Consider the following 26,827-nt stretch of genomic DNA (forward strand, 5'->3'; position numbering starts at 1 on the left):
TTCAGCGACCCCTCAGAGCTTCATCAGGCTGGCGTCGTCGACCGAGGCCGAGTGGCGGGAACGGAACACGGACACGATGATCGCCAGCCCGACCACGACCTCCGCGGCGGCGACGACCATGGTGAAGAAGGCGATGATCTGCCCGTCGAGATTGCCGTGCAGCCGCGAGAAGGTCACGAACGCGAGATTGCAGGCGTTGAGCATCAGCTCGACACACATGAACACCACGATCGCGTTCCGCCGGATCAGCACACCGGCGGCCCCGATGGTGAACAGCAGGGACGCGAGATAGAGGTAGTACACGGGGTTCATGAGTTGACCTCCTCCTCGTCGCGGCCCAGCCGCTCCGCCGACCGCTGCTCCAGGGCCTTGAGGTCCGCGATCGCCTCGTTCGACACATCGCGGATCTGGCCCCGGGCCTTCAGCGTCTTGTTGACCGTCAGCTCGGAGGCCGTGCCGTCGGGCAGCAGCCCGGCGATGTCCACCGCGTTGTGCCGGGCGTAGACACCGGGCGCGGGCAGCGGCGGAAGCTGGGTGCCCTTCCGTACCCGCTCCTCCGCCATCTCCCGCTGCGTCATGGCCCGTTCGGTGCGCTCGCGGTGCGTGAGCAGCATCGCGCCGACGGACGCGGTGATCAGCAGGGCGCCGGTGATCTCGAAGGCGAAGACGTACTTGGTGAAGAGGAGGGCGGCCAGTCCCTCGACATTGCCGCCGGCATTGGCCTGGCCCAGCCCGGTGAAGGAGTTCAGCGAGGCATTGCCGATCCCCGCGATCAGCAGGACGCCGAAGCCGATCCCGCAGAGGGCGGCCAGCCAGCGCTGGCCCTTGAGCGTCTCCTTCAGGGAGTCGGCCGCCGTGACGCCGACCAGCATGACCACGAAAAGGAACAGCATCATGATCGCGCCGGTGTAGACGATGATCTGGACGACGCCCAGGAAGTAGGCGCCGTTGGCCAGATAGAAGACCGCCAGGACGATCATCGTCCCGGCGAGGCTGAGCGCGCTGTGCACGGCTTTCTTCATCAGGATCGTACAGAGCGCGCCGACCACCGCGACGGTGCCGAGGATCCAGAACTGGATGGCCTCGCCCGTCGAGGTGGCCGAAGCGGCGGAGGTGACGGACGCCAGCGAGCCGGCGGAGGCTGCGAGCGTGCTCATGCGCGCGCCTCCTCGTCGGACGGCTTCTCGCCCTTGCTCACCGCGACCTGCCGGACCGTGCCGGGCGCGGCCTCGGTGACCAGGCCCCGGTAGTAGTCCTGTTCGTCCGTGCCGGGGAAGATCGAGTGCGGAGTCTCGACCATTCCTTCCTCAAGCCCCGCGAGGAGCTGCTCCTTCGTATAGATCAGGTTCTCGCGGGAGCTGTCGGCCAGCTCGAAGTCATTGGTCATGGTGAGCGCCCTGGTCGGGCAGGCCTCGATGCACAGTCCGCAGAGGATGCAGCGCGCGTAATTGATCTGGTACACGCGGCCGTACCGCTCACCCGGGGAGTAGCGCTCCTCCTCGGTGTTGTCCGCGCCCTCCACATAGATGGCGTCCGCCGGGCAGGCCCAGGCGCACAGCTCGCAGCCGATGCACTTCTCCAGGCCGTCCGGATGCCGGTTGAGCTGGTGCCGGCCGTGGAAGCGCGGAGCCGTCACCTTCTGCTGTTCCGGATACTGCTCCGTCAGCCGCCTCTTGAACATGGCCTTGAAGGTCACGCCGAAGCCGGCCACCGGATTCCGGGGAGGACGGGGGATGTCCCCGTGCGAAGAGTCAGACACCGTCAGCCTCCTTTCCGTCACTCTCGGTACCGTCACTCACAGTATTGCCCCCGCCACTGACAATGAGTTCGCGCTCGCCCCGCGGCCGCCTGCGCGGTACGGGCGGGAGCGTCTGTCCTGGCAGTGGTGGTACGGGGAATCCGCCTGCCATCGGATCGAAGGCGGGGGGTTCGGGCTCCCTCGCCGCGGCGGCCTTCTCCTGCCTGTCGCGGAAGACGTCCACCACGAAGGAGAGCAGCAGCAGTGCGATGACCGCCCCGCCGACGTACAGCACGATCGACTGGAAGTCGTAGTTCTCGTTCCGCAGGGCCCGGACGGTCGCGACGAGCATCAGCCAGACCACCGAGACCGGGATCAGGACCTTCCAGCCGAGCTTCATGAGCTGGTCGTAGCGGACCCGGGGCAGGGTGCCGCGGAGCCAGATGAAGAAGAACAGGAGGAGCTGGACCTTGACGACGAACCAGAGCATCGGCCACCAGCCGTGGTTCGCGCCCTCCCAGAAGGTGGAGATCGGCCAGGGGGCGCGCCAGCCGCCGAGGAAGAGGGTGGTCGCGACGGCCGAGACGGTCACCATGTTGACGTACTCGGCGAGCATGAACATCGCGAACTTGATCGACGAGTACTCGGTGTTGAAGCCGCCGACCAGGTCGCCCTCGGACTCCGGCATGTCGAAGGGGGCGCGGTTGGTCTCGCCCACCATGGTGACGATGTAGATGATGAAGGAGACCGGCAGCAGCACGATGTACCAGCGGTCGGCCTGGGCCTCGACGATCGCCGACGTCGACATCGAGCCGGAGTAGAGGAAGACCGAGGCGAACGCGGCGCCCATGGCGATCTCGTACGAGATCATCTGCGCGCACGAGCGCAATCCGCCGAGCAGCGGATACGTCGAGCCGGACGACCAGCCGGCGAGGACGATGCCGTAGATCCCGACCGAGGCGACGGCGAGGACGTAGAGCATCGCGATCGGCAGGTCGGTGAGCTGCATCGTGGTGCGGTGGCCGAAGATCGAGATCTCGTTGCCGGACGGGCCGAACGGGATCACGGCGATCGCCATGAAGGCCGGCACCGCGGCGACGATCGGCGCCAGGACATAGACGACCTTGTCCGCGCGCTTGACGATGACGTCTTCCTTCAGCATCAGCTTGATGCCGTCGGCGAGCGACTGGAGCATGCCCCAGGGACCGTGCCGGTTGGGGCCGATCCGGAGCTGCATCCACGCGACGACCTTGCGCTCCCACACGATGGAGAAGAGCACGGTCACCATCAGGAACGCGAAGCAGAAGACCGCCTTGATGGCCACGAGCCACCAGGGGTCGCGGCCGAACATCGACAGGTCCTCGGCGGCGAGGACCGTCTGAGGAGCCGTCGCGAAGTGGGCGAGGGCGGTCATGCGCGCACCTCCGGTGCCGGGTTGGCCGGGCCGATACGGACCAGCGTGCCGGGGCGTGACCCGGTGTCCGCGAGAACACCGCCGCCCGTGGAGTTCAGCGGCAGCCACACGACCCGGTCGGGCATCTCCGTCACCAGCAGCGGCAGAGTGACCGTGCCCGCGGGGCCTGTGACAGCCAGTTCGTCGCCGTCCTTGACGCCCGTCTCGGCGGCCGTCGTGGCGGAGAGCCGGGCGACCGCGGCGTGGCGGGTGCCCGCCAGTGCCTCGTCGCCCTCCTGGAGCCTGCCCAGGTCGAGCAGCAGACGGTGGCCCGCGAGAACGGCCTCGCCGTCGCCGGGGCGCGGCACCGGACGGGACGATTCCAGCGGTTCGGCGGCGCGCTCCCCGTCCCAGCCGCCGAGCCGGTCGAGTTCGGCTCGTACGGCCCTGAGGTCGGGCAGCGCGAGATGCGTGTCCAGCGCGTCCGCCAGCATGTGCAGCACCCGCGCGTCGCTCGGCGCGAGCCGCCGGGTCATCTGCTCGGGCTTGAGCGCGGCCTCGAACGGCCGGGCCCTGCCCTCCCAGTTGAGGAAGGTCCCCGGCTTCTCCGCGACCGCGGCGACCGGGAAGACCACATCGGCCCGCTCGGTGACCTCGCTCGGCCGCAGCTCCAGCGAGACGAGGAAGCCGACCGCGTCCAGCGCCGCGCGCGCCGCCGCCGGGTCCGGCAGGTCCGCGACCTCGACGCCCGCGACGACCAGGGCGCCGAGCTGCCCGGTGGCGGCGGCCTCGATGATCTGGCCGGTGTCGCGCCCGAAGTGGTGCGGCAGTTCGCGTACGCCCCAGACCGCCGCGGTCTCCTCGCGGGCCCGCGGGTCGGTGGCGGGGCGGCCGCCGGGCAGCAGCGCGGGAAGCGCGCCCGCCTCGAGCGCGCCGCGCTCGCCCGCCCGCCGGGGGATCCAGGCCAGCTTGGCGCCGGTCGCGGTGGCGGCCCGCGCCGCGGCCGTGAGCCCGCCGGGAACGGCCGCGAGCCGCTCGCCGACGACGATCACCGCGCCGGACGCCCGCAGCGCCTCGGCGGCGCGGATCCCGTCGCCCTCCAGTCCGGTCTGCGAGGCGAGCGCGTCCAGCCACTCGGTCTCGGTGCCGGGCGCGGCCGGCAGCAGCGTGCCCCCGGCCTTCTCCAGACCGCGGGTGACATGGGTGGCGAGCGAGAAGGTGCGCTGGCCGTGCTTGCGGTGCGCCTTGCGCAGCCGCAGGAAGACCCCGGGCGCCTCCTCCTCGGACTCGAAGCCCACGAGCAGGACCGTCGGCGCCTGCTCCAGCGTGCCGTAGGTCAGGCCCGTACCGTCCAGGTCACGGCCCCGTCCCGCGACATGCGCGGCGAGGAACTCGGCCTCCTCGGCGCTGTGCACGCGCGCGCGGAAGTCGATGTCGTTCGTGTCGAGGGCGATCCGGGCGAACTTGGCGTACGCGTACGAGTCCTCGACGGTGAGCCGGCCGCCCGCCAGCACACCCGCCCGGCCGCGGGCGGCGCCCAGACCGCGGGCCGCGGCCTCCAGCGCCTCGGGCCAGCTCGCCGGTTCCAGGACGCCGTCCTCGTTCCGTACGAGCGGAGTGGTGAGCCGGTCGGGCTTCTGCGCGTAACGGAAGCCGAACCGCCCCTTGTCGCAGATCCACTCCTCGTTGACCTCGGGGTCGTCCGCCGCCATCCGCCGCATGACCTTGCCGCGCCGGTGGTCGGTACGGGTCGCGCAGCCGCCCGCGCAGTGCTCGCAGACACCCGGCGAGGACACCAGGTCGAACGGGCGGGAGCGGAAGCGGTACGCCGCCGAGGTCAGCGCGCCGACCGGGCAGATCTGGATGGTGTTCCCGGAGAAGTACGACTCGAAGGGGTCGCCCTCGCCGGTGCCCACCTGCTGGAGGGCGCCGCGCTCCAGCAGCTCGATCATCGGGTCGCCCGCGATCTGGTTGGAGAACCGGGTGCAGCGCGCGCAGAGCACGCACCGCTCGCGGTCGAGCAGCACCTGGGTGGAGATCGGTACGGGCTTCTCGAAGGTGCGCTTCCTGCCCTCGAAGCGGGTGTCCGGGTCGCCGACCTGCATCGCCTGGTTCTGGAGCGGGCACTCGCCGCCCTTGTCGCAGACCGGGCAGTCCAGCGGGTGGTTGATGAGCAGCAGCTCCATCACCCCGCGCTGGGCCTTCTCGGCGACCGGCGAGGTCAACTGCGACTTGACGACCATGCCGTCGGTGCAGGTGATGGTGCAGGAGGCCATCGGCTTGCGCTGGCCCTCGACCTCGACGATGCACTGCCGGCAGGCGCCGGCCGGGTCGAGGAGCGGATGGTCGCAGAAGCGCGGGATCTCGATGCCGAGCAGCTCGGCGGCGCGGATCACCAGGGTCCCCTTGGGGACGGAGATCTCGATGCCGTCGATCGTCAGCGAGACGAGGTCCTCGGGCGGGACCGGGGCCTCACCGCTCCCGGAGTGGGCGGCCGACGTGGTGACGGTCATGCGTTCACCTCCAGGTGGTTGTCCGCCCAGACGGTCGACTTGGACGGGTCGAAGGGGCAGCCCTTGCCGGTGATGTGCTGCTCGTACTCCTCGCGGAAGTACTTCAGCGAGGAGAAGATCGGGGCGGCGGCGCCGTCGCCGAGGGCGCAGAACGACTTGCCGTTGATGTTGTCGGCGATGTCGTTCAGCTTGTCGAGGTCGGACATCCGGCCCTTGCCCGCCTCGATGTCGCGCAGCAACTGGACGAGCCAGTACGTCCCTTCACGGCACGGCGTGCACTTGCCGCACGACTCGTGCGCGTAGAACTCGGTCCAGCGGGTGACGGCCCGTACGACACACGTGGTCTCGTCGAAGCACTGGAGCGCCTTGGTGCCGAGCATGGAGCCCGCGGCGCCCACGCCCTCGTAGTCCAGCGGGACATCGAGGTGCTCGTCGGTGAACATCGGGGTCGAGGAGCCGCCCGGCGTCCAGAACTTGAGCCGGTGGCCCTTGCGGATGCCGCCGCCCATGTCGAGGAGCTGGCGCAGGGTGAGGCCGAGGGGCCCTTCGTACTGGCCGGGGTTGGTGACATGCCCGCTGAGCGAGTAGAGCGTGAAGCCGGGGGACTTCTCGCTGCCCATGGACCTGAACCAGTCCTTGCCGCGGTGCAGGATGGCGGGAACCGACGCGATCGACTCGACGTTGTTCACCACAGTGGGGCAGGCGTACAGACCCGCGACCGCCGGGAAGGGGGGACGCAGCCGGGGCTGTCCGCGACGGCCCTCCAGGGAGTCCAGCAGCGCGGTCTCCTCGCCGCAGATGTACGCGCCCGCGCCCGCGTGCACGGTGACATCGAGATCGAGTCCGCTGCCCAGGATGTTCTTGCCGAGATAGCCCGCCGCGTAGGCCTCGCGGACCGCTTCGTGCACCCTGCGCAGTACGGGGACGACCTCGCCGCGCAGATAGATGAAGGCGTGCTGCGAGCGGATCGCGTAGCAGGCGATCACGATTCCCTCGATGAGGGAGTGCGGATTGGCGAAGAGAAGGGGGATGTCCTTGCAGGTGCCGGGTTCCGACTCGTCCGCGTTGACGACGAGATAGTGCGGTTTGCCGTCGCCCTGCGGAATGAACTGCCACTTCATTCCGGTGGGGAAGCCGGCGCCACCGCGTCCGCGCAGCCCGGATTCCTTGACGTACGCGATGAGGTCGTCGGGCGCCATCGCGAGAGCCTTCTTCAGGCCCTCGTATCCGTCGTGCCGCTCATAGGTGGCCAGGGTCCAGGATTCGGGCTGGTCCCAGAAGGCGGACAGAACGGGTGCGAGGAGCTTCTCGGGACTCGTCCCGTTCTCGTCCAGCTCGGCTGTCATGGTCATCACTCCCCCTCCTCAGCGGGTCCGGCCGGGTCGGCGGGGTGGTCGGCGGCCGGCGTCTGCGGCGGTGCGTCGTGCGGGGCCTCCGAGTCGCGGGGGCGGACCACGCGCGGCCGGGGCGGCTCGCCCTTGGCCAGCCGCAGTCCGGTCAGCGACGCGGGTCCGGCGCCGCCGGTGGCCTCGACGGCGCCGGGGCGCTCGTCGGGGAAGCCGGCCAGGATGCGCGCGGTCTCCTTGTACGTGCAGAGAGGGGCGCCACGGGTGGGCGCCACGGGACGGCCCTCACGGAGGTCGTCGACGAGCCGCTTGGCGCTCTCGGGCGTCTGGTTGTCGAAGAACTCCCAGTTGACCATCACCACGGGCGCGAAGTCGCAGGCCGCGTTGCACTCGATGTGTTCGAGGGTGACCTTGCCGTCCTCGGTCGTCTCGTTGTTGCCGACGCCGAGGTGCTCCTTCAGCTCGTCGAAGATGGCGTCGCCGCCCATCACCGCACAGAGCGTGTTCGTGCAGACACCGACCTGGTAGTCGCCGCCCGGCTTGCGCCGGTACATGGAGTAGAAGGTGGCGACGGCGGTGACCTCGGCGGTGGTCAGGTCCAGCAGTTCGGCGCAGAAGGCCATGCCCGTACGGGACACATGGCCCTCCTCCGACTGCACGAGGTGCAGCAGCGGGAGCAGCGCGGAGCGCGAGCCGGGGTAGCGGGCGATGATCTCCTTGGCGTCCGCTTCGAGCCTGGCCCGTACATCGGCCGGGTAGTCGGGGGCGGGGAGCTGGGGCATTCCCAGGCTGACCCCGGAGTTGGGCGGTGTGGCGGTCACCGGTCGACGCCTCCCATCACGGGGTCGATGGACGCGACGGCGACGATGACATCGGCGACCTGGCCGCCCTCGCACATGGCCGCCATGGCCTGAAGGTTGGTGAAGGACGGGTCGCGGAAGTGGACCCGGTAGGGGCGCGTGCCCCCGTCGGAGACGACATGCGCGGCCAGCTCGCCCTTGGGCGACTCGACCGCCGCGTACGCCTGTCCCGGCGGGACCCGGAAGCCCTCCGTCACCAGCTTGAAGTGATGGATCAGAGCCTCCATGGACGTGCCCATGATGTTCTTGATGTGGTCGAGCGAGTTGCCCAGACCGTCGGGGCCGAGGGCGAGCTGCGCGGGCCAGGCGATCTTCTTGTCGGCGACCATCACCGGGCCCGGCTCCAGCCGGTCCAGGCACTGTTCGACGATGCGGAGCGACTGGCGCATCTCCTCGAGACGGATGAGGAAACGGCCGTACGAGTCGCAGGAGTCGGCGGTCGGGACGTCGAACTCGAAGGTCTCGTAACCGCAGTACGGGTCGGACCTGCGCAGATCGTGCGGGAGCCCGGCGGAGCGCAGGATCGGGCCGGTGGCGCCCAGCGCCATGCAGCCGGCCAGGTCGAGATAGCCGACGTCCTGCATACGGGCCTTGAAGATCGGGTTGCCGGTGGCCAGCTTGTCGTACTCCGGCAGGTTCTTCCGGAGTGTCTTCACCAGCTCGCGGAGATGGTCGACGGCGCCCGGGGGCAGGTCCTGGGCGAGTCCGCCGGGCCGGATGAACGCGTGGTTCATCCGCAGGCCGGTGATCAGCTCGTAGGCATCGAGAATCAGTTCACGATCGCGGAAGCCGTAGATCATGATCGTGGTCGCGCCCAGCTCCATACCGCCGGTGGCGATGCAGACCAGATGCGAGGAGAGCCGGTTCAGCTCCATCAACAGGACCCGCAGCAGCGTGGCGCGGTCCGGGATGTCGTCCTCGATGCCGAGCAGCTTCTCCACGCCCAGGCAGTACGCCGTCTCGTTGAAGAACGAGGTCAGGTAGTCCATGCGCGTGACGAAGGTGGTGCCCTGCGTCCAGTTGCGGAATTCGAGGTTCTTCTCGATCCCGGTGTGCAGATAGCCGATGCCGCAGCGGGCCTCGGTGACGGTCTCGCCCTCGATCTCCAGGATCAGCCGGAGCACCCCGTGGGTGGAGGGGTGCTGGGGACCCATGTTGACGACGATCCGCTCGTCGTCCGCCTTGGCCGCGGACTGGACGACCTCGTCCCAGTCGCCGCCGGTGACGGTGTAGACCGTGCCCTCGGTGGTCGCCCTGGGGGTGGCGTGCGGGGTTTCGTGGGGTGCAGACATCAGGAGTACGACCTCCGCTGGTCCGGAGCCGGGATCTGGGCGCCCTTGTACTCGACGGCGATACCGCCGAGGGGGTAGTCCTTGCGCTGCGGGAAGCCCTGCCAGTCGTCCGGCATCATGATCCGGGTCAGCGCGGGATGGCCGTCGAAGATCAGGCCGAAGAAGTCGTACGTCTCGCGCTCGTGCCAGTCGTTGGTCGGGTAGACCGCGACCAGGGACGGGACATGCGGGTCGGCGTCCGGCGCGGTGACTTCGAGCCGGATCAGCCGGCCATGGGTGAGCGAGCGCAGATGGTAGACGGCGTGCAGCTCACGGCCCTGGTCACCGGGGAAGTGGACGCCCGAGACCCCGGTGCACAGCTCGAAGCGGAGCGCGGGGTCGTCACGGAGCGTGCGCGCCACTTGTACGAGGTGTTCCCGGGCGATGTGGAAGGTCAGCTCGCCGCGGTCGACGACGGTCTTCACGATGGCGTTCCCGGGGACGAGCCCCTGCTCCTCCAGAGCGCCTTCGAGCTCGTCGGCGATCTCGTCGAAGACACCGCCGGGGCCGCCGTACGGACGGGCCGAGGCGCCCGGCAGGGTCACGGTCCGTACGAGACCGCCGTAGCCGGTGGTGTCGCCGCCGTTGTTGGCGCCGAACATGCCCTTCCGTACGCCGATGACCTCACCGGTGTCGTCGCGGGGGGACGGAACGTTATTTCCGGATCGCTGCTCGTCGCTCACCGCAGCAGCCCCTTCATCTCGATCGTCGGGAGCGCCTTGAGCGCCGCTTCCTCCGCCTCACGGGCCGCTTCCTCGGCGTTGACCCCGAGCTTGGAACTCTGGATCTTCTGGTGGAGCTTGAGGATGGCGTCCATCAGCATCTCGGGGCGCGGCGGGCAGCCGGGCAAATAGATGTCAACAGGGACGATGTGATCAACACCCTGGACAATCGCGTAATTATTGAACATCCCGCCCGAAGACGCACAAACCCCCATGGAAATCACCCACTTGGGGTTGGGCATCTGGTCATAGACCTGCCTCAGGACCGGCGCCATCTTCTGACTCACCCGTCCGGCCACGATCATGAGGTCGGCCTGCCGCGGGGAGCCGCGGAAGACCTCCATGCCGAACCGCGCCAGGTCGTACCGTCCGGCGCCGGTCGTCATCATCTCGATGGCACAGCAGGCGAGGCCGAAGGTGGCGGGGAAGACGGACGACTTCCGCACCCAGCCCGACGCCTGCTCGACAGTGGTGAGCAGAAAACCGCTCGGCAGCTTCTCTTCGAGTCCCATTGGTGCCCCCTTGGCCCCTTTAGTCCCATTCTAGGCCGCCGCGCCGCCATACATAGGCGTAGGCGACGAAGACGGTGAGCACGAAGAGCAGCATCTCCACGAGCCCGAAAATCCCGAGCGCGTCGAAGGTGACGGCCCAGGGGTAAAGGAAGACGATCTCGATGTCGAAGACGATGAAGAGCATCGCCGTCAGGTAGTACTTGATGGGGAAACGGCCGCCGCCCGCCGGTGTGGGCGTGGGCTCGATACCGCACTCGTACGCCTCAAGTTTCGCCCGGTTGTACCGCTTTGGGCCGATAAGCGTGGCCATGACCACGGAGAAGATGGCAAACCCAGCCCCGAGGGCGCCGAGCGCGAGGATCGGCGCGTAGGAATTCACGCTCCTCAGCTCCTTCCAGTCGTCCTTGACCGTTGGACCGCACCGGGCGTTCACCTCGCCGCCCCACCCCCGATCATTGAAGATCGCGTACATGTGAGGCAGTTCACAAGCCCGACTGCCCCGCATCCTATGCCCGGTGGTCTGTGATCTGCGACACGGGGTACAGCAACACCTTTGTGATCTCCACCACCTGACGAACGATCATGAAGTCGGATGAGCGGTGATCTTCGTACGCGAAGCGGCCGGGCCCTCACGAGATGTGACATCCGAGCCCGTTCGCGCTGGTCGGAGGCGTGCGCCACTACCAAGAGATGCACCGTACAGGCAAATTGGCAATGAGATGCCACGGAGTGGTATGGGCCCGGGATCCCCTCGGGCGAGGGAGCCCCGGAAAGCGAAGTGGACACGTGCGCGCGTTCACGAGCAAGCGGGACGGCCCCGCGGGCGCCCTGGCTCGCCCGCGTACGGCGGGCCGCCGGACTCCGTGATCGTTCCGACCGTGGGCGGTGACCATCCTGTGACCTGCACCACTTCACATCACCCCCAACAGAAGCGGGCTTGGCCATGAACGTAAAGGGGTGGTAAGCGGCGGGCAATTCGGACCTTTTCTCGAAAGACCGCGATCAACGCCATGATCGCTCGCGTCCGTTTTGCCCCTTACGGCGTCAATAAGTGTTCCAAGAAAGCGGATTCACAGATTCCGAACGTAACTGTGGCGCAATACACGATGCTTGACGGGAACCAGGTCACTCCTGATAGCGGTGTACTCATGTCCCACACCGCTCACATACCCAGCCACCGGAAACCCCGCCGCGGAGCCTCCAAGAGCTCGCTCCGTGCCGGAGTCGCCGGTGGCGTCCTCAGCACGATCGCGGTGGCCGGTGCCGCCGGGCCGGCGCACGCCGAGCCGGTGACCGAGACCATCGAAATGCCCACGCTCACATCCGGGCTCGCAAGCGCCGTCGCACAGTCCGCCGACGCCACCCAGAGGGTCGCGTTCAACCTTGAGCTGACCGCCCAGGAGAACGCCGCGGCCACCAAGGCCGCGCAGACCGCCAAGACGGCCAAGGCCGAGGCGCAGCGCAAGGCGGAGGCAGCGGCCAAGAAGAAGGCCGCCGAGGCCGCCGCCCGCGCGGAGGCCGCCGCCAAGGCCCGGGCCGACGCCGCCGCACGCGCGTCCCGCACCGCCGAGCGCACCAAGCTCGCCGCGTCCTCGTCGAGCAGCGACTCGGGCTCCGGCACGGCCAGTACGGCCACGAAGAGCGCCACGAAGGCGACGGGCTCCGCGGCTTCGGTCATCGACTTCGTCCAGGCGCAGCTCGGCGACGCGTATGTGATGGGCGCCACGGGCCCCAACACCTGGGACTGCTCCGGCCTGGTGCAGGCCGCGTACAAGCAGATCGGTATCGACCTGCCGCGCGTCTCGCAGGACCAGTCGACGGCCGGCACCCAGGTCTCGCTGAGCAACCTCCAGCCCGGCGACATCCTCTACTGGGGCAGCGCGGGCAGCGCGTACCACACCGCGATCTATGTGGGCGGCGGCGAGTTCATCGGCGCGCAGAACCCCAGCTCCGGTGTGGTCCAGCACGCCCTGGACTGGGACGAGCCGACCGGCGCGGTGCGCGTGCTCTGAGACACACCGGCCGGCACGCCGGTACCCGTACAAGCACGAGTGCGAGTACGTGTACGGGCGCCACGACCGTACGGCGAAGGCCCGCATCCCGCTCGGGGGGTCGCGGGCCTTCGCCGTCGGCTCGGCTCCATGGCCGACCGGAGTTCATGCCGGGGTCGTTCACCGATTCAGCATTCGCACATATCACCGCCGACCCCGTCGTGATGGGTGCCAATCGCTCCTGGGTAGGACAGGCATGAGCGCTTAGCAGCGTTGCCCGACCCCCCACTACAGGAGCCAGCGCACATGACCGTCCATGGGATCGACGTTTCGTCGCATCAAAGTTCGACCTTCAGTACGAGCGGCCTCTCGTTTGTGTTTGTGAAAGCCACCGAGGGGGTCTCGTACATCAATCCGCGGATGGTCCAGCAGGCCGCCCATGGGCGGAAAGCGGGGCTGGTGGTGGGGTTTTACCATTTCCTGCGGCCCGGGGACATGAAGGCGCAGGCGCGGTATTTCGTGGAGGAGTGCGCCAGCGTCGAGAGGGATCCGCTCTTCGCGGACTGGGAGGACACCGGGGTGTCCTGTGCCGAGAAGGACGCGTTCCTCGCGGAGGTGAAGCGGCTGCGCGGGGAGACCCATCGGGTGGGGCTCTACTGCGGGCAGTATTTCTGGCTGCACCGGGACACCACCAGCAATGCCGGCGACGCCCTGTGGATCGCGGACTATGTGACGCCCGGCGAGCCCCGGATCAAAGCCAAGTGGAAGTTCCACCAGTACACCGACAGCCCGGTCGACACGAACGTCGGCGCGTTCGCGGACCGGGCCGCGCTGCGGAAGTGGGCCGAGGGGTAGCTCCTGTCGGCGGCGGATGGTTCCCGCCCCGGCTCAGGCCTTCGGGGCCACCTTCGACAGGCCGTTGATGATCCGGTCCATCGCGTCGCCGCCCGTCGGGTCCGTCAGATTCGCCAGCATCTTCAGCGTGAACTTCATCAGCAGCGGATGCGTCAGCCCGCGCTGGGTCGCCAGCTTCATGATCTTGGGGTTGCCGATCAGCTTCACGAACGCCCGGCCCAGCGTGTAGTAGCCGCCGTAGGTGTCCTTGAGGACCTTCGGGTAGTGGTGCAGGGCCATCTCGCGCTGGGCGGGCGTGGCGCGGGCATGTGCCTGGACGATGACGTCCGCGGCGATCTGGCCCGACTCCATGGCGTACGCGATGCCCTCACCGTTGAACGGGTTGACCAGCCCGCCCGCGTCCCCCACCAGCAACAGCCCGCGCGTGTAGTGCGGCTGGCGGTTGAACGCCATCGGCAGCGCGGCGCCGCGGATCGGCATCGTCATGTTCTCCGGGGTGTAGCCCCAGTCCTCCGGCATCGAGGCGCACCACGCCTTCAGCACCTCGCGCCAGTCCAGCTCCTTGAACGAGGCCGAGGTGTTCAGGACGCCCAGGCCGACATTGGACGTACCGTCGCCCATCCCGAAGATCCAGCCGTACCCCGGCAGCAGCCGGTCCTGGCCCGGGCCACGCCGGTCCCAGAGTTCGAGCCACGACTCCAGATAGTCGTCGTCGTGCCGGGGCGAGGTGAAGTACGTACGGACCGCCACGCCCATCGGCCGGTCCTCGCGCCGGTGCAGGCCCATCGCGAGCGACAGCCGCGTCGAGTTGCCGTCGGCCGCGACGACGAGCGGCGCGTGGAAGGTGACCGGGGTCTTCTCCTCGCCCAGCTTGGCGTGCACACCGGTGATACGGCCCGTGCGCTCGTCGGTGATCGGGGCGCCGACATTGCACCGCTCGTACAGCCGCGCGCCCGCCTTCTGCGCCTGCCGGGCCAACTGCTCGTCGAAGTCGTCCCGCTTGCGGACCAGTCCGTAGTCCGGGTACGAGGCCAGATCCGGCCAGTCGAGCTGGAGCCGCACGCCGCCGCCGATGATCCGCAGCCCCTTGTTGCGCAGCCAGCCCGCCTCTTCCGAGATGTCGATGCCCATCGACACGAGCTGCTTGGTGGCACGCGGGGTGAGCCCGTCGCCGCAGACCTTCTCACGCGGGAACGCCGTCTTCTCCAGCAGCAGGACGTCCAGGCCTGCCTTGGCGAGGTAGTACGCGGTCGTGGAACCGGCGGGACCGGCGCCGACGACGATCACGTCCGCAGTGTTCTCGGAGAGGGGCTCGGTCACGGCGGGTTCTCCCGAAGACTCGAAATTGCGTACCGGACGGCACGGGACATGTGCAGTCTATGGGGGCGCACCGACACCCCCGCCGATGCCTCCGGTGATGCGTCGATGCGTCCGGCGATGCCTCCAGCGAAGGGCTGTCCCTGTGAACGACATGACCACACCGCTTCCCGTCCCCGTGGTGCGGCTCCGGGTCCCCACCGACGAGGACGCCCTGAGCTGGCACCGGGTCTTCGACGATCCCGAGGTGATGGAGTTCCACGGCGGGGTGGCGGCGGAGCTTTCGGTGTACGAGGAGCTGACCGCCCGGCAGCGCAAGCACGACGCCCAACTCGGCTTCTGCTTCTGGACGATGCTGGACGAAAACGGCGAGGTGACCGGCTTCACCGGCGCGCAGCCCTGGCCGCACGAGTCGTTCGGGCCGGTCGGCGAGATCGAGATCGGCTGGCGGCTGGGGCGGGCGCACTGGGGCCGCGGTTACGCGACAGCCGCCGCGCGGGCCACGCTGGAACGGGTACGGGCGGCGGGCGTCGGCCGGGTCGTGGCGATGGTGAACGCGCGCAACGAACGGTCGGTGGCGGTGACGCGGCGGCTGGGGATGGAGCTGGTGGAGACGTACCCGTTCACGGCGCGGGGGGTCGAAGAGCGGGCGTACTGCTTCCGGTTGGAGCTGTAGGCCGCCCGGCTCCGGGGGTGTGGTGCGCGGGGCCGCGCCGCGGGGCCGGGGGCGCGGTGCCGCTGTGCGCGGTGCCGCTGTGCGCGGTGCCGGGGGCGGATCAGTTCGGTTCAGTGCGGTTCGGTTCGGTGCGGTTCAGTGCTGACCGAATTGGCGCCGGGTGCGGATCAGTTGCGTACGCCCCTGTGCAGGGCCACGATCCCGCCCGTCAGATTCCGCCACGCCACCTTGGACCAGCCCGCCGCCTGGAGCCGGGCGGCCAGCGCGGGCTGGTCCGGCCAGGCCCGGATGGACTCGGCGAGATAGACGTACGCGTCGGGGTTGGAGGAGACGGCGCGCGCGGCCGGCGGGAGCGCGCGCATCAGGTACTCGGTGTACACGGTCCTGAACGGCGCCCAAGTCGGATGCGAGAACTCGCAGATCACGATGCGTCCGCCGGGCTTGGTGACGCGGTACAGCTCGCGCAGCGCGCGGTCCGTGTCCTGGACGTTGCGCAGGCCGAAGGAGATCGTCACCGCGTCAAAAACCTCGTCCGCGAACGGCAGCCGGGTCGCGTCGCCCGCCGTGAACGGCATCCAGGGGTGGCGCCGCTTGCCCTCGCGCAGCATGCCCTGGGAGAAGTCGCAGGGGACGACATAGGCGCCGGTGGCGGCGAAGGGCTGGGAGGAGGTGGCGGTGCCGGCGGCGAGGTCGAGGACCTTTTCGGCGGGGCGGGCGTGGACGGCCCTGGCGACGGCCTTGCGCCAGACTCTGTCCTGGCCGAGCGAGAGCACGTCGTTGGTGAGGTCGTAGTTGGCCGCCACGTCGTCGAACATGGAGGCGACTTCGTGCGGCTGCTTGTCCAGGGATGCGCGGGTCACTGGGCCATTGTGTCCCCCACCCCGCCCCTTCCCGAAGCCGGGGGCAAGCCCCCGGACCCCCGTTTTGTCCTCAATCGCCGGACGGGCTGAAAAAGAAAGCGCCGGGCGGGCTGCTGTGTTGTGTCTTCAGTCGCCGGACTGGCTGCTGTGCTCTGTCCTCAATCGCCGGACGGGCTGAAAAGAAGCCCGCCGGGCAGGGCGGGCGGGGGCGGGCGCGCGGGCCCGCGAAGATTCGCCGACACTGCCTGGGCCGTGTCCGGCGGATCCCGTCTGGCGCGCGACGCTTGCGATCACGCGCGCCAGACCCCCGAGCCCGGCAAGATCGGCGAGACGCCCCCTAGCGGCGGCGGTGGAGTAGGCGGCCTGATATGACCGTCGCTATGCAGGTGGTCGCGGCGTGGGTGGGCAGGGTGGGGTACGGGGCGTCCTCCGGCGGCATCGCGAAGATCGCGAAGTCCGCCGGGGTGCCCTCCGTCAGGGGCCGCATGAAGACCTCCCCCGCCGGGCGGTTCCCCGCGAAGGGGTCCAGCGTCGGCGGGCCCGGGGGCTGCTCGTACCGGGGCTCGATGCGCAACCCCGTGCGCGTCACCGCGTCCCGGACCGCCTCGCGCCTCAGCTCCCCCGCCACCGCGACCGTGCCGTGCGCCAGCAGCCGCTGGACCCCGCGGCGCGCGCTCGCGCCCCAGCGAGCCTCCGGCATCTCCAGCGCCGCGAGCGCCTCGCCCGTCAGCGGCTCGGTGCCCAGTGCGCCGGCCTCGCGCGGATCAGGGTGGTACGCCTGCTCCAGCAGCTCAGGGCCGTACGGATTGCGCAGCCCCGGTGTGAGCACGCCCGGCCAGTCCCGGACCCGCGCGCCCGGGCTCGCGGCGGCGAGCTTCTCGTACGGGCCGACGGCTGCGACCGTACGCCCCTCGACCAGCACCGCCCCGCCGGGCACGGGCTCGCGGTCCGCGCCGGGCAGCAGCAGGCCGACGCGGTGAATGACCAGCACAGTCGGCTCAGTTGGCGCTGAGCAGCTTCAGCTCGGGGTGTGCCGTGCCGCCCTCGATCGCCGTCGACGAGATGTGCGAGGCGACACGGTCGTCGACCGGATCGTTCGCCGGGTCGTCGTGCACGACGAGGTGTTCGTACGTCGTGGCGCGCTGCGCCGGCACTCGGCCCGCCTTGCGGATCAGGTCGATGATCTCCAGCCGGTTGGAACGGTGCCTGGCGCCGGCCGACGACACCACGTTCTCCTCCAGCATGATCGAGCCCAGGTCGTCCGCGCCGTAGTGCAGCGAGAGCTGGCCGACCTCCTTGCCCGTGGTCAGCCAGGAGCCCTGGATGTGCGCGACGTTGTCGAGGAAGAGCCGCGCGATCGCGATCATCCGCAGATACTCGAAGAGCGTCGCCTGCGTCCGGCCCTTCAGATGGTTGTTCTCGGGCTGGTAGGTGTACGGGATGAAGGCGCGGAAGCCGCCCGTCCGGTCCTGCACGTCGCGGATCATCCGCAGGTGCTCGATCCGCTCGGCGTTCGTCTCGCCCGTCCCCATGAGCATCGTGGAGGTCGACTCGACACCCAGCCGGTGCGCCGTCTCCATGATCTCCAGCCACCGCTCGCCGGACTCCTTGAGCGGTGCGATCGCCGTACGCGGCCGGGCGGGCAGCAGCTCGGCGCCCGCGCCCGCGAAGGAGTCCAGACCGGCGGCGTGGATGCGCCGGATCGCCTCCTCGGCGGAGACCCCGGAGATCCGGGCCATGTGCTCGACCTCGGAGGCGCCGAGGGAGTGGATGACGAGCTGCGGGAAGGCCTGCTTGATGGCGCTGAAGTGCTCTTCGTAGTACTCGACGCCGTACTCCGGGTGGTGTCCGCCCTGGAACATGATCTGTGTGCCGCCCAGCTCCACGGTCTCCGCGCAGCGGCGCAGGATGTCGTCGAGGCCGCGGCTCCAGCCCTTGCCGGTGTCCTTCGGCGCGGCGTAGAAGGCGCAGAACTTGCAGGCCGTCACACAGACATTCGTGTAGTTGATGTTCCGCTCGATGATGTACGTCGCGATGTGCTCCGTGCCGGCGTATCTGCGGCGGCGTACGGCGTCGGCCGCGGCGCCCAGCGCGTGCAGCGGCGCCGAGCGGTACAGGTCGAGCGCCTCCTCGGGGGTGATACGGCCGCCGACCGCGGCGCGGTCGAGGACGCCAGTGACATGTACGGACGTGGGGTCGGCCTTCTCGGTCACCGGCGGGTCCTTCCCAGAGGGGCTGTGACGCCAAGGAGCTATGACGCCGATCCACCCTACGTCAGGGGTACGACACGCCTCGCGGCCGGCCGTACGGCGCGGGCGCCGCTCAGCGCTTGGTGAGCGTGCCCGTGGGGGTGCCCGCCGCCGCCTCGTCGGACTCGTACAGCACCGTGCCGTCCTCCTTGAGCGTGAAGGTCAGCCCGGCTTCGGCGCCGGTGCACAGGCCCTCGGTACTGGAACCGCTCTCGTCGGTGCGCTCGGTGACTCGGAGCTGGCGGGCCGTGCCCGAGACGAAGGTGCCGATGCTGCGGCACTCGGTGTCGACGCCGAGGATCGAGAAGGTGTACGTCATCCGCACCACGTCCTCGCCCTTCGCGCCCTCGCTGATCACCGCGGTGGCGTCGCCGTGCGTCACCCCGCTGCTCTCCTTGGTCGGCCCTTTCCAGGTGCCGACGAAGGCCGCGGGCACCTCGGTGACCTGCGGGCCCGTGTCCTGGTCCGAGTCCGCGGTGGAGCCGGAGGGCGCGGGCGTGTCCGGCGAGGCCGGATACGAGTCGGCGGGCGCTCCCGAGGAGGCGCCGACGGACGGCCCGGTCGCCGCCGAGTCGTCGGAAGGGGTGTTCCCGCTGCCCGGGAAAAGGTCAAAGAGGAACGCGCTGCCGATCGTCACGGCGGCCAGCGCGCCCGCCACGGTCAGCGCCACGGTGCAGCTCACCCTGCGCCCGCGGCGGCCGGTGCCGCCCGCGCCGGTACCCGTACCGGTCGCCGTGCCGCCCGGGCCCGTACCCGTAGCCGTACCGGTGTCGGTCGTGAAGGAGACGGACAGCCGCCCGTCGTTCGACCGTTGGCCCGGGAGCGAGCCGTTCGGCGCGGGGTCCGTTCCCTGGAGCCCTGCCGGATCGACGGGCGGGCCGAAGACACCGAGCGCCGCTGCGCCGTTCCCCGTACCCCCGCCGTTGCTGCCCAGGGACGGGTTGCTGAACGGTACGGGCCCGGTCTGCACCGGCCCCGCCGCCTCCAGGTCCAGCAGCCGCACCGCCGCCCGGCTCACTTCCTCGACCAGCGGCCCCGGCAGCCAGCCCGCGGCCACCAGCCCGGCGGCGCCCTCCGGCGCCAGCGCACTCGCGACCTCGCGCGGCGCGGGCCTCGCGGACGGGTCCTTGGCGAGGCAGCGCGCGACCAGATCCCGCAGATCGCCCTCCAGGGCGCCCAGCTCGGGCTCCTCGTGCACCACCTTGTAGAGCAGCGCGGCCGAGGAGTCGCCAGGGAAGGGGCTCGCGCCCGTCGCCGCGTACGCGAGGACCGCGCCCAGCGAGAACACATCGGCCGCGCCGGTGACGCCCTTGCCGAGGATCTGCTCCGGCGACATATAGCCCGGCGAGCCCACCGAGACCCCGGTGGAGGTGAGCGAGGCCGTGCCGTCGGTGGCGCGTGCGATACCGAAGTCGATCAGCCGGGGGCCGTCCAGCGCCAGCAGGACGTTCGACGGCTTGACGTCCCGGTGGACGAGCCCCAGCCCGTGGACCGCCACCAGCGCCTCCGCGAGACCCGCGCCCAGCGCCCGTACCGAATGGCCCGGCAGCCGCCCGTGTCCGGCGACCGCCTGGGTCAGCGAGGGGCCCGCCACATAGGCGGTCGCCACCCACGGAACGGCCGCTTCCGGATCGGCGTCCAGCACCGGCGCCGACCAGCGTGGCCCGTCGGGGCCCGTAGCGACGCGCCGCGCCGACTCGACCTCGCGCCGGAAGCGGGCCCGGAACTCCTCGTCCATCGCGAAGTGCGGATGGACGACCTTCACCGCGACCGTACGGCCGCCCGCCGAGCGCGCCAGATAGACCCGGCCCATCCCGCCCGACCCCAGCCGTCCGAGCAACCGGTACGGACCGATGGCCGGCGGCTCACCTGCCTCCAGCGGCTGCATGCCCGTCCCCCCTCGTCATGTCCACGCGCTTGCACTCAGCAGCCTAGGGGGTGGGGGTGGCGAGGGGGTTGAGGAAGGGTGGCGCGGGCTCAGGCGGTGAGCAGTTCTACGTTCACCGTCGCCGGGAATCCGGTCGTCGGGCCGGTCCTGCGCGCGAACTCCCGTACCCCCGCGAGCTGGTCGGGACCGAACCGGAAGTCCAGCGTCGTGAAGTAGCGCTCCAGCAGTTCCGCGTCGAAGGCCTCCCAGCGCGCCGCCTGCTTGGCCACCTTCGCGACCTCCTCCAGGGACAGGTCCCGGGACGCCAGGAACGCCTCATGGACCTTCCGTACGACCACCGGCTCACGCGCCAGATAGTCCTTGCGGGCCGCCCAGACCGCGAAGACGAACGGCAGCCCCGTCCAGTCCTTCCACATCAGCCCCAGATCGTGGACCCGGAGGCCGAGCCGGGGCGCGTCGTGCAGGGAGGCACGGAGCGCGGCGTCGCCGATCAGCACGGCCGCCTCGGCCTCCTGCATCATCAGTCCGAGATCGGGCGGGCAGGTGTAGTACTCGGGCGCGACCTTGTACTGCTCGGCGAGCAGAAGCTGTGCGAGGCGCACGGAGGTGCGCGAGGTGGAGCCGAGGGCGACCCGGGCGCCGTCGAGCTGTTCCAGCGGCACCTGCGAGACGATCACACAGGACATGACAGGGCCGTCGCAGCCGACCGCGAGATCGGGGAATGCGACAAGGTCATCCGCGTTCCGGAGGAATTCGACGAGGGTGACCGGAGCGATATCCAGCTCGCCGCGCACGAGCTGTTCACTGAGCATCTCCGGGGTGTCCTTCGTCAGTTCGAGATCGAGAAGGGTTCCTGTCCTCGCGAGCCCCCAATAGAGCGGGAGGCAGTTCAGGAACTGGATATGGCCGACTCTCGGCCGGCTGCGCGAGTCCGCCGCCACGGGCCCTGTTTCGGCCACGGACTCCCCCACCGGCGCCGCCAAGGGCTCCGTCACGGACCCGGCCGTCTCGGGCACTGTCACCGGCGCTGTCGCCGCCTCTGTGTTTTCCACGGGACTGTCCACAACCGCGAGGCTAGACCCGCGGAGTACGGGCGATGTCCTCGGGGCAGGCCTTCGTCAGCACGTCAGACGCCTATACAAACGTCCGGGTGACGTGATCTTTACCTCTACCGCTGCGCGCGGAGTGCGTGCTAGGCTCGCCGCAAGTTGCAGTTTGGTTTCCCTTGCAGTACAGAGCCTGCGGAGCATGTGACCCGCAGGCTTTTGTAGTTTTCAGACTTCTTTGCAGGTTCTGGAGCAGGGCAACCCTTTGGCCCAAGGAGGGCTTATGGCTACCGGAACCGTCAAGTGGTTCAACGCTGAAAAGGGCTTCGGCTTCATCGCCCAGGACGGCGGCGGCCCGGATGTCTTCGTCCACTACTCCGCGATCAACGCGACCGGCTTCCGCTCCCTCGAGGAGAACCAGGTCGTGAACTTCGACGTCACTCAGGGTCCGAAGGGCCCGCAGGCGGAGAACGTCACCCCGGCCTAGTTGCCCGGGTCGGCGATCGCGAACGACTTACGCAGTACCAAGGAGCTCTGCTTTCCCCACTCGGGTGGGGTAAGCGGAGCTCCTGCCTTTTTCCGGCCCGCCCGGACCGTACGGACTTCCCGGCCGGGTTTTCCCGGCCGGGCGTGTCGGCGGGCCTTTCGATCAGTGCATCGGCAGTACACCGGCGCGCGGCGGTCCGGCAGTCCGCCGCCGCGGTGACGGGCGCGCTACGGCCCGTACAACTTCTCGATCTCCCCGGCGAAGTCCTCCGCGATCGCCCCGCGCCTCAGCTTGAGCGACGGCGTGAGATGGCCTGCGGCCTCGGTGAAGTCCACCGGCAGGACCCGGAACCGGCGGATGGACTCGGCGCGCGAGACCAGCCGGTTGGCCTCGTCGATCGCGCGCTGGATGGCGGCGCGCAGCTCGTGGTCCTCGGCCATGGCGGCGAGCGGGACACCGGGCTTCCGCTTCATCATCCGCCAGTGATCGAGACCGTCCTCTTCGAGGGTGATCAGGGCGGTGATGTACGGACGGTTGTCGCCGAGCACCATGCACTGGCTGACCAGGGGATGGGCCCGCACCCAGTCCTCCAGGGGCGCGGGCATGACGTTCTTGCCGGCCGAGGTGATGATCACGTCCTTCTTGCGGCCGGTGATGGTGAGATAGCCGTCCTCGTCCAGGGAGCCCAGGTCCCCCGTGACGAACCAGCCGTCGTCGGTCCAGGCTCCCCAGTCCTCCCGGTCCCCGCGCTCGGTCAGGTCCCCTCGTACGCCTCGTACGGCCGCCGCGCGCTCCGCGTCCCAGTACCCCGCGCACACCTGCCCCCCGCGCAGCAGCACCTCGCCGTCCGCGGCGATACGTATCGCCGCACCCGGCAGCGGCCAGCCGACCGTGCCGAGGCGGGGCTTGTGCGGCGGGGTGACGGTCGAGGCCGCGGTGGTCTCCGTCAGGCCGTATCCCTCGAAGATCTCGATGCCCGCGCCCGCGTAGAACGCGGCGAGCCGGCGGCCCAGCGGTGAGCCGCCGCAGATCGCGTAGGTGACCTTGCCGCCGAGGGCGGCGCGGATCCGGCGGTAGACCAGCGGGTCGTACAGCGCACGGGCCGTGCGCAGCGCGAACGAGGGCCCGGGTCCTGTGCCGTGCTCCATCGCCTCCACGGCTTCCCCGTACCGCCGGGCGATCTTCGCGGCACGGTCGAACGACGCGGCGCGGCCCAGCTTCTCGGCGGTGGCGCGGCCGGTGTTGAAGACCTTCTCCAGGACATACGGAATGGCCAGCAGGAAGGTCGGCCGGAACCCCGCCAGATCCGCGAGCAGGTCCTGGGTCCTGATGGAGGGCGCGTGTCCGAGCCGTACCCGGGCGCGCAGACAGCCGACTGCGACCATCCGCCCGAAGACATGCGAGAGCGGCAGGAAGAGCAGGGTGGAGGCGGGCTCCTTGCTCACCGTCTTGAAAATCGGGTGGAGAAGCTCGATGGCGTTGTCCACCTCGGCGAAGAAGTTGGCGTGGGTGAGGACGCAGCCCTTGGGGCGTCCGGTGGTCCCCGAGGTGTAGATGAGCGTGGCGGCAGAGTCAGGGGTGAGGGCGGCACGGCGCTCGCTGACCGCCTCGTCCGGGAGGTGTTCGCCCGCGCGGCGCAGGGTGTCGACGGCGCCGGAGTCGAAGGCCCAGAGGTGGGTGAGACCGGGGAGCTGGCCGCGCTCCTGGCCGATCAGCCAGGCCTGCTGGGCGTCCTCCACGGCGCAGGCGACCGCGCCGGAGTCCTGGAGGATCCAGCGGGCCTGGAAGGCGGAGGACGTCGGGTAGATCGGGACGGTGATCAGTCCGGCGGCCCAGGCCGCGAAGTCGAGCAGGGTCCACTCGTAGGTGGTACGGGACATGATCGCGAGGCGGTCGCCGGGGCGCAGGCCGGCCGCGATCAGGCCTTTGGCGACGGCTCGTACCTCGTCGGCGAAGGCGGCGGCGGTGATGTCCTGCCAGCGGACCTTCCCCTTGGCCCCTTTTGCCTTGTTTGCCGCATTCGCCTTTGCCGTACTCGGCGTTGCTGTACTTGCCTTCGCCGTACTCGCCTTCGCTGTACTCGGCCCGCTTGTCTTGCGGCTCAGGACCGCTTCGTCCGGTGCCTCGCGGGCGTTGTCGAAGGGGATGTCGGCGAGCGAGCCGGTGGTCACGGGCGGGACCAGCGGCGCTACGGACACCTCCCTGACGACGCCGTCCTCCCGTACCTTCACGGGCTCGATCAGCGACAGGGGCGGGAACGGCAGACGATCGGGAGCGGCATTGGCATGGGCATCGGCGGGCAAGGAGGGGAACGGCGAGGGCGAAGCGGACACGTGCGGGGCCGCGCCTACTGGGTCGCGCCGTCTTCCTGGGAGCGGTTGGCCTCAAGTTTGGCCTTGGCGCCGTCGACCTTCGTGACAAGCTGCGCGGACATCTCGTCGCGCTGCTTGCGCAGCAGGACCAGGCTGAGGGGCGCCGAGATCACCAGCGCGAGCAGCAGCACCCAGATGAAGTTGGAGTCGCCGAGCCCCTTGGGCAGCAGACCGACCTGGACCAGCCCGGCGACGACCACGAAGCAGCCGACGAAGATGCCGAGGCGCATCACGGTGTAGCGGATCGTGGCGCTTGCCTTCGGAGCGGTCACAACGGCCCTTCTCTCTTTCCGGGATCTTCCTGCCGGGAGTCCTGACCCACCAGTCAAGCACGACCCGTTCAGTGCCGGTTCAGGGGGAGCAGCATCGTGATGTCGTCGCGGTCGTCACCCGGGGCGACCCTGATCGCGTCGGGTACCCGGCCGACTTCCTTGTAGCCGCACGAGGCATAGAACCGTTCGAGTCCCGCGCCGCCCCGGCAGGTGAGCCGGATCGCCTCGATGCCGTCGATGCCACCGGCCGCTTCCGCCGCGGCGGCCAGCAGCTCGCGGCCGTATCCCTTGCCCTGGTGGCGGGGGTGGACCATCACGGTGTAGAGCCAGAGCCAGTGGCGCATCAGCCGGTGGGGGTTGAGTGTGAGGAACGCCGTCGCGGCGACGGCGCCCGCGCCCTCATCGTCATACCCCACCAGCAGCCGGCAGCGGCCCTCGGCCATCGCCGTGAGATGCCTCACCAGATCGGGCCGGATCTCCTCGGCCGTCACCGGGGGGACAAAGCCGACCGCCCCGTCGGCGTTCGACACGTCCGTCCAGAGCGCCAGGACACCGTCGCGCAGGGCGCGGTCCACCGGCGGGTCCAGTTCGAATACGAGCGACATCGGCGTGCCCTCTCAGACCCGCATCGGCTGCGGGGACTCGCGGCGGTCGGGATCCGGCCCCGGGTAGTCGCGGATGATCTCGTACCGGGTGTTCCGCTCGACGGGCCGGAAGCCCGCGTCCCGGATGAGTTCGAGCAGGTCCTCACGGCCGAGCTTGTTGGGCGTGCCGTAATTGTCCGCGTCGTGCGTGATCTTGTACTCGACGACCGAGCCGTCCATGTCGTCCGCGCCGTGCTGGAGCGCCAGTTGGGCAGTCTGGACGCCGTGCATCACCCAGAAGACCTTGACGTGCGGGACGTTGTCGAAGAGCAGCCGGGAGACCGCGAAGGTCTTCAGCGCCTCCGCGCCGGTCGCCATCGACGTACGCGCCTGAAGGCGGTTGCGGATCTTGCCGTCCTTCATGTCGACGAAGTCGTGCTGGTAGCGCAGCGGGATGAAGACCTGGAAACCGCCGGTCTCGTCCTGGAGTTCACGCAGGCGCAGAACGTGGTCGACGCGGTGGCGCGGCTCCTCGATATGCCCGTACAGCATCGTCGACGGGGTCTTGAGCCCCTTGGAGTGCGCGAGGCGGTGGATGCGCGACCAGTCCTCCCAGTGGGTGTTGTGGTCGACGATGTGCTGCCGGACCTCCCAGTCGAAGATCTCGGCGCCGCCGCCGGTGAGCGACTCCAGGCCGGCGTCGATCAGTTCGTCGAGGATCTCGGAGGCGGACAGCCCGGAGATCGTCTCGAAGTGGTGGATCTCGGTGGCGGTGAAGGCCTTGAGGGAGACCTGCGGCAGGGCTTCCTTGAGCGCGCTGAGCGAGCGCGGGTAGTAGCGCCAGGGCAGCGTCGGGTGGAGGCCGTTGACGATGTGCAGCTCGGTGAGGTTCTCCCCCTCCATGGCCTTGGCGAGGCGCACGGCTTCCTCGATGCGCATCGTGTACGCGTCCTTCTCGCCCGGCTTGCGCTGGAACGAGCAGTAGGCGCAGGAGGCGGTGCACACGTTCGTCATGTTGAGGTGGCGGTTGACGTTGAAGTGGACGACATCGCCGTTCTTCCGCGTCCGCACCTTGTGGGCGAGACCGCCGAGCCAGGCCAGGTCGTCCGACTCGTACAGGGCGATGCCGTCCTCGCGAGTCAGCCGCTCACCGGCTTCGACCTTCTGCTCCAGCTCGCGCTTGAGACCCACATCCAGTGCAGATGCAGTCATCAGGCCGCCTCCCATATGTCTGCCAATCGGGCCAGTCGAGCCTACGCCCCCGGTCGGACAGTCCCGACGCGGCCCTCCGCTCGCCGGCCCCGCTCCTCGGCGCCGCGCCGCTTCTCCCGCTCCGGCCCTCACTCCTCCGGGAGTTCACCGACTCTGTTCTCCCACTTCGTGGAGAGAACGATGGTGGTGCGGGTACGGGAGACGCCCTTGGTGCCGCTCAGCCGGCGGATGGTCTTCTCCAGTCCGTCCACGTCGCCCGCGCGCACCTTGAGCATGTACGAGTCGTCGCCCGCGATGAACCAGCAGTCCTCGATCTCCCCCAGATCCCGCATCCGGCGGGCCACGTCCTCGTGGTCGGCGGCGTCGGAGAGCGAGATCCCGATCAGCGCGGTGACGCCGAGGCCCAGCGAGGCCGAGTCGACCGTGGCGCGGTAGCCGGTGATGACGCCGGCCGCTTCGAGCCGGTTGATGCGGTCGGTGACGCTGGGGCCGGAGAGCCCCACGAGCCGACCCAGCTCGGCGTACGAGGCCCTGCCGTTCTCCCTGAGGGCCTGGATGAGCTGCCTATCCACGGCGTCCATATGCCTGAAGCCTTCCATTATT

The 26,827-nt window shown here is 69.6% G+C and carries 26 protein-coding genes; 4 read left to right on the forward strand and 22 right to left on the reverse strand.

The features are described from left to right. Positions 1–12: 12 nt before the first annotated feature. From nuoK to KQY30_RS14380, 11 genes are read right to left on the reverse strand one after another with little or no spacing between them, the layout of a single operon-like run. The gene (nuoK, locus tag KQY30_RS14330; protein WP_046505044.1) at positions 13–312 is read right to left on the reverse strand and encodes an NADH-quinone oxidoreductase subunit NuoK; all 300 of its coding nucleotides are present in this window, start codon (positions 310–312) and stop codon (positions 13–15) included. After that, positions 309–1,157: an NADH-quinone oxidoreductase subunit J gene (locus KQY30_RS14335; RefSeq protein WP_217307152.1), complete on the reverse strand. Its 849-nt coding sequence runs from the start codon at positions 1,155–1,157 to the stop codon at positions 309–311. The genes nuoK and KQY30_RS14335 overlap by 4 nt, the downstream gene beginning before the upstream one ends. Beyond that, positions 1,154–1,759: an NADH-quinone oxidoreductase subunit NuoI gene (nuoI, locus tag KQY30_RS14340; protein ID WP_217307153.1), complete on the reverse strand. Its 606-nt coding sequence runs from the start codon at positions 1,757–1,759 to the stop codon at positions 1,154–1,156. The genes KQY30_RS14335 and nuoI overlap by 4 nt, the downstream gene beginning before the upstream one ends. Then, positions 1,752–3,152: an NADH-quinone oxidoreductase subunit NuoH gene (nuoH, locus tag KQY30_RS14345; protein WP_217307154.1), complete on the reverse strand. Its 1,401-nt coding sequence runs from the start codon at positions 3,150–3,152 to the stop codon at positions 1,752–1,754. Before nuoH ends, nuoI begins: the two co-directional genes overlap by 8 nt. Further along, positions 3,149–5,644, reverse strand: a complete 2,496-nt coding sequence (locus KQY30_RS14350) for an NADH-quinone oxidoreductase subunit G (protein ID WP_217307155.1) — start codon at positions 5,642–5,644, stop codon at positions 3,149–3,151. The genes nuoH and KQY30_RS14350 overlap by 4 nt, the downstream gene beginning before the upstream one ends. Next, positions 5,641–6,996: an NADH-quinone oxidoreductase subunit NuoF gene (gene nuoF, locus KQY30_RS14355; RefSeq protein ID WP_046505034.1), complete on the reverse strand. Its 1,356-nt coding sequence runs from the start codon at positions 6,994–6,996 to the stop codon at positions 5,641–5,643. Before nuoF ends, KQY30_RS14350 begins: the two co-directional genes overlap by 4 nt. Continuing rightward, positions 6,996–7,772, reverse strand: coding sequence for an NADH-quinone oxidoreductase subunit NuoE (gene nuoE, locus KQY30_RS14360; RefSeq protein WP_217311051.1), 777 nt, complete (start codon positions 7,770–7,772; stop codon positions 6,996–6,998). The genes nuoF and nuoE overlap by 1 nt, the downstream gene beginning before the upstream one ends. Before the next feature lie 35 nt (positions 7,773–7,807). Next, positions 7,808–9,142, reverse strand: a complete 1,335-nt coding sequence (locus KQY30_RS14365; protein WP_046505031.1) for an NADH-quinone oxidoreductase subunit D — start codon at positions 9,140–9,142, stop codon at positions 7,808–7,810. After that, positions 9,142–9,864, reverse strand: a complete 723-nt coding sequence (locus KQY30_RS14370; RefSeq protein ID WP_217307156.1) for an NADH-quinone oxidoreductase subunit C — start codon at positions 9,862–9,864, stop codon at positions 9,142–9,144. The genes KQY30_RS14365 and KQY30_RS14370 overlap by 1 nt, the downstream gene beginning before the upstream one ends. Next, entirely contained in the window at positions 9,861–10,415 is a 555-nt protein-coding gene (locus KQY30_RS14375) for an NADH-quinone oxidoreductase subunit B family protein (RefSeq protein WP_046505025.1), read from the reverse strand. Before KQY30_RS14375 ends, KQY30_RS14370 begins: the two co-directional genes overlap by 4 nt. Before the next feature lie 19 nt (positions 10,416–10,434). Then, complete coding sequence (locus KQY30_RS14380; RefSeq protein WP_046505070.1) at positions 10,435–10,794, reverse strand: NADH-quinone oxidoreductase subunit A; 360 nt, start codon at positions 10,792–10,794, stop codon at positions 10,435–10,437. Between the two features lie 769 nt (positions 10,795–11,563). On the opposite strand from KQY30_RS14380, the gene KQY30_RS14385 reads away from it, so the two are divergent. Both KQY30_RS14385 and KQY30_RS14390 read left to right on the forward strand, forming a co-directional pair. Next, positions 11,564–12,427 (forward strand): C40 family peptidase, encoded by an 864-nt coding sequence (locus KQY30_RS14385; protein WP_217307157.1) that lies wholly within the window; start codon positions 11,564–11,566, stop codon positions 12,425–12,427. A 285-nt stretch (positions 12,428–12,712) separates the two neighbouring features. Next, entirely contained in the window at positions 12,713–13,261 is a 549-nt protein-coding gene (locus tag KQY30_RS14390; RefSeq protein WP_217307158.1) for a glycoside hydrolase family 25 protein, read from the forward strand. Between the two features lie 33 nt (positions 13,262–13,294). On the opposite strand, the gene KQY30_RS14395 is transcribed toward KQY30_RS14390, so the two are convergent. Beyond that, complete coding sequence (locus tag KQY30_RS14395) at positions 13,295–14,581, reverse strand: geranylgeranyl reductase family protein (RefSeq protein WP_217307159.1); 1,287 nt, start codon at positions 14,579–14,581, stop codon at positions 13,295–13,297. 151 nt (positions 14,582–14,732) lie between these two features. Here KQY30_RS14395 and KQY30_RS14400 point away from each other — a divergent pair, with 151 nt between their 5' ends. Then, positions 14,733–15,254 carry a GNAT family N-acetyltransferase gene (locus KQY30_RS14400; RefSeq protein WP_217307160.1) on the forward strand — a complete coding sequence of 174 codons (522 nt, stop codon included), beginning with the start codon at positions 14,733–14,735 and terminating at the stop codon, positions 15,252–15,254. A 167-nt stretch (positions 15,255–15,421) separates the two neighbouring features. On the opposite strand, the gene KQY30_RS14405 is transcribed toward KQY30_RS14400, so the two are convergent. The 5 genes from KQY30_RS14405 to KQY30_RS14425 all read right to left on the reverse strand — a co-directional run bounded on the left by KQY30_RS14405 (position 15,422) and on the right by KQY30_RS14425 (position 21,210). After that, entirely contained in the window at positions 15,422–16,114 is a 693-nt protein-coding gene (locus tag KQY30_RS14405; protein WP_217307161.1) for a demethylmenaquinone methyltransferase, read from the reverse strand. Between the two features lie 337 nt (positions 16,115–16,451). Continuing rightward, entirely contained in the window at positions 16,452–17,105 is a 654-nt protein-coding gene (locus tag KQY30_RS14410) for a hypothetical protein (protein WP_217307162.1), read from the reverse strand. A 7-nt stretch (positions 17,106–17,112) separates the two neighbouring features. Beyond that, a complete protein-coding gene (mqnC, locus tag KQY30_RS14415; RefSeq protein ID WP_217307163.1) occupies positions 17,113–18,327 on the reverse strand; it encodes a cyclic dehypoxanthinyl futalosine synthase in 1,215 nt (404 codons plus the stop codon). 109 nt (positions 18,328–18,436) lie between these two features. Continuing rightward, entirely contained in the window at positions 18,437–20,251 is a 1,815-nt protein-coding gene (locus tag KQY30_RS14420; protein ID WP_217307164.1) for a serine/threonine-protein kinase, read from the reverse strand. An 89-nt stretch (positions 20,252–20,340) separates the two neighbouring features. Next, a complete protein-coding gene (locus tag KQY30_RS14425) occupies positions 20,341–21,210 on the reverse strand; it encodes a menaquinone biosynthetic enzyme MqnA/MqnD family protein (RefSeq protein WP_217311052.1) in 870 nt (289 codons plus the stop codon). Positions 21,211–21,580: 370 nt separating this feature from the next. Between KQY30_RS14425 and KQY30_RS14430 the strand changes: the two genes are divergently transcribed. Further along, positions 21,581–21,784, forward strand: coding sequence for a cold-shock protein (locus tag KQY30_RS14430; RefSeq protein ID WP_017948713.1), 204 nt, complete (start codon positions 21,581–21,583; stop codon positions 21,782–21,784). A 227-nt stretch (positions 21,785–22,011) separates the two neighbouring features. Here KQY30_RS14430 and KQY30_RS14435 read toward each other — a convergent pair whose 3' ends face one another. The 5 genes from KQY30_RS14435 to KQY30_RS14455 form a co-directional block, all read right to left on the reverse strand. Beyond that, the gene (locus KQY30_RS14435; RefSeq protein WP_254407594.1) at positions 22,012–24,015 is read right to left on the reverse strand and encodes a long-chain fatty acid--CoA ligase; all 2,004 of its coding nucleotides are present in this window, start codon (positions 24,013–24,015) and stop codon (positions 22,012–22,014) included. A gap of 116 nt (positions 24,016–24,131) precedes the next feature. Beyond that, positions 24,132–24,428: a DUF4229 domain-containing protein gene (locus KQY30_RS14440; RefSeq protein ID WP_046499780.1), complete on the reverse strand. Its 297-nt coding sequence runs from the start codon at positions 24,426–24,428 to the stop codon at positions 24,132–24,134. Between the two features lie 68 nt (positions 24,429–24,496). After that, positions 24,497–25,033 carry a GNAT family N-acetyltransferase gene (locus KQY30_RS14445; RefSeq protein WP_217307165.1) on the reverse strand — a complete coding sequence of 179 codons (537 nt, stop codon included), beginning with the start codon at positions 25,031–25,033 and terminating at the stop codon, positions 24,497–24,499. Positions 25,034–25,045: 12 nt separating this feature from the next. Next, complete coding sequence (gene mqnE, locus KQY30_RS14450) at positions 25,046–26,209, reverse strand: aminofutalosine synthase MqnE (RefSeq protein WP_217311054.1); 1,164 nt, start codon at positions 26,207–26,209, stop codon at positions 25,046–25,048. 143 nt (positions 26,210–26,352) lie between these two features. Beyond that, positions 26,353–26,805 (reverse strand): Lrp/AsnC family transcriptional regulator, encoded by a 453-nt coding sequence (locus tag KQY30_RS14455; protein ID WP_046499778.1) that lies wholly within the window; start codon positions 26,803–26,805, stop codon positions 26,353–26,355. Positions 26,806–26,827 lie beyond the last annotated feature (22 nt).

Origin of the sequence: Streptomyces sp. GMY02 (assembly GCF_019056675.1) — a bacterium.
GTDB lineage: Bacteria > Actinomycetota > Actinomycetes > Streptomycetales > Streptomycetaceae > Streptomyces > Streptomyces odonnellii.

Excerpts from the sequence above, each read along its gene's own strand:
- KQY30_RS14335 (WP_217307152.1), bottom strand. The coding sequence starts at position 1,157 with ATGAGCACGCTCGCAGCCTCCGCCGGCTCGCTGGCGTCCGTCACCTCC.
- nuoH (WP_217307154.1), bottom strand. The coding sequence starts at position 3,152 with ATGACCGCCCTCGCCCACTTCGCGACGGCTCCTCAGACGGTCCTCGCC.
- KQY30_RS14430 (WP_017948713.1), top strand. The coding sequence starts at position 21,581 with ATGGCTACCGGAACCGTCAAGTGGTTCAACGCTGAAAAGGGCTTCGGC.
- KQY30_RS14365 (WP_046505031.1), bottom strand. The coding sequence starts at position 9,142 with ATGTCTGCACCCCACGAAACCCCGCACGCCACCCCCAGGGCGACCACC.
- KQY30_RS14400 (WP_217307160.1), top strand. The coding sequence starts at position 14,733 with ATGACCACACCGCTTCCCGTCCCCGTGGTGCGGCTCCGGGTCCCCACC.
- KQY30_RS14350 (WP_217307155.1), bottom strand. The coding sequence starts at position 5,644 with ATGACCGTCACCACGTCGGCCGCCCACTCCGGGAGCGGTGAGGCCCCG.
- KQY30_RS14455 (WP_046499778.1), bottom strand. The coding sequence starts at position 26,805 with ATGGACGCCGTGGATAGGCAGCTCATCCAGGCCCTCAGGGAGAACGGC.
- KQY30_RS14420 (WP_217307164.1), bottom strand. The coding sequence starts at position 20,251 with ATGCAGCCGCTGGAGGCAGGTGAGCCGCCGGCCATCGGTCCGTACCGG.
- nuoF (WP_046505034.1), bottom strand. The coding sequence starts at position 6,996 with ATGACCATGACAGCCGAGCTGGACGAGAACGGGACGAGTCCCGAGAAG.
- KQY30_RS14390 (WP_217307158.1), top strand. The coding sequence starts at position 12,713 with ATGACCGTCCATGGGATCGACGTTTCGTCGCATCAAAGTTCGACCTTC.
- KQY30_RS14375 (WP_046505025.1), bottom strand. The coding sequence starts at position 10,415 with ATGGGACTCGAAGAGAAGCTGCCGAGCGGTTTTCTGCTCACCACTGTC.
- KQY30_RS14385 (WP_217307157.1), top strand. The coding sequence starts at position 11,564 with ATGTCCCACACCGCTCACATACCCAGCCACCGGAAACCCCGCCGCGGA.
- KQY30_RS14445 (WP_217307165.1), bottom strand. The coding sequence starts at position 25,033 with ATGTCGCTCGTATTCGAACTGGACCCGCCGGTGGACCGCGCCCTGCGC.
- nuoK (WP_046505044.1), bottom strand. The coding sequence starts at position 312 with ATGAACCCCGTGTACTACCTCTATCTCGCGTCCCTGCTGTTCACCATC.
- nuoE (WP_217311051.1), bottom strand. The coding sequence starts at position 7,772 with ATGCCCCAGCTCCCCGCCCCCGACTACCCGGCCGATGTACGGGCCAGG.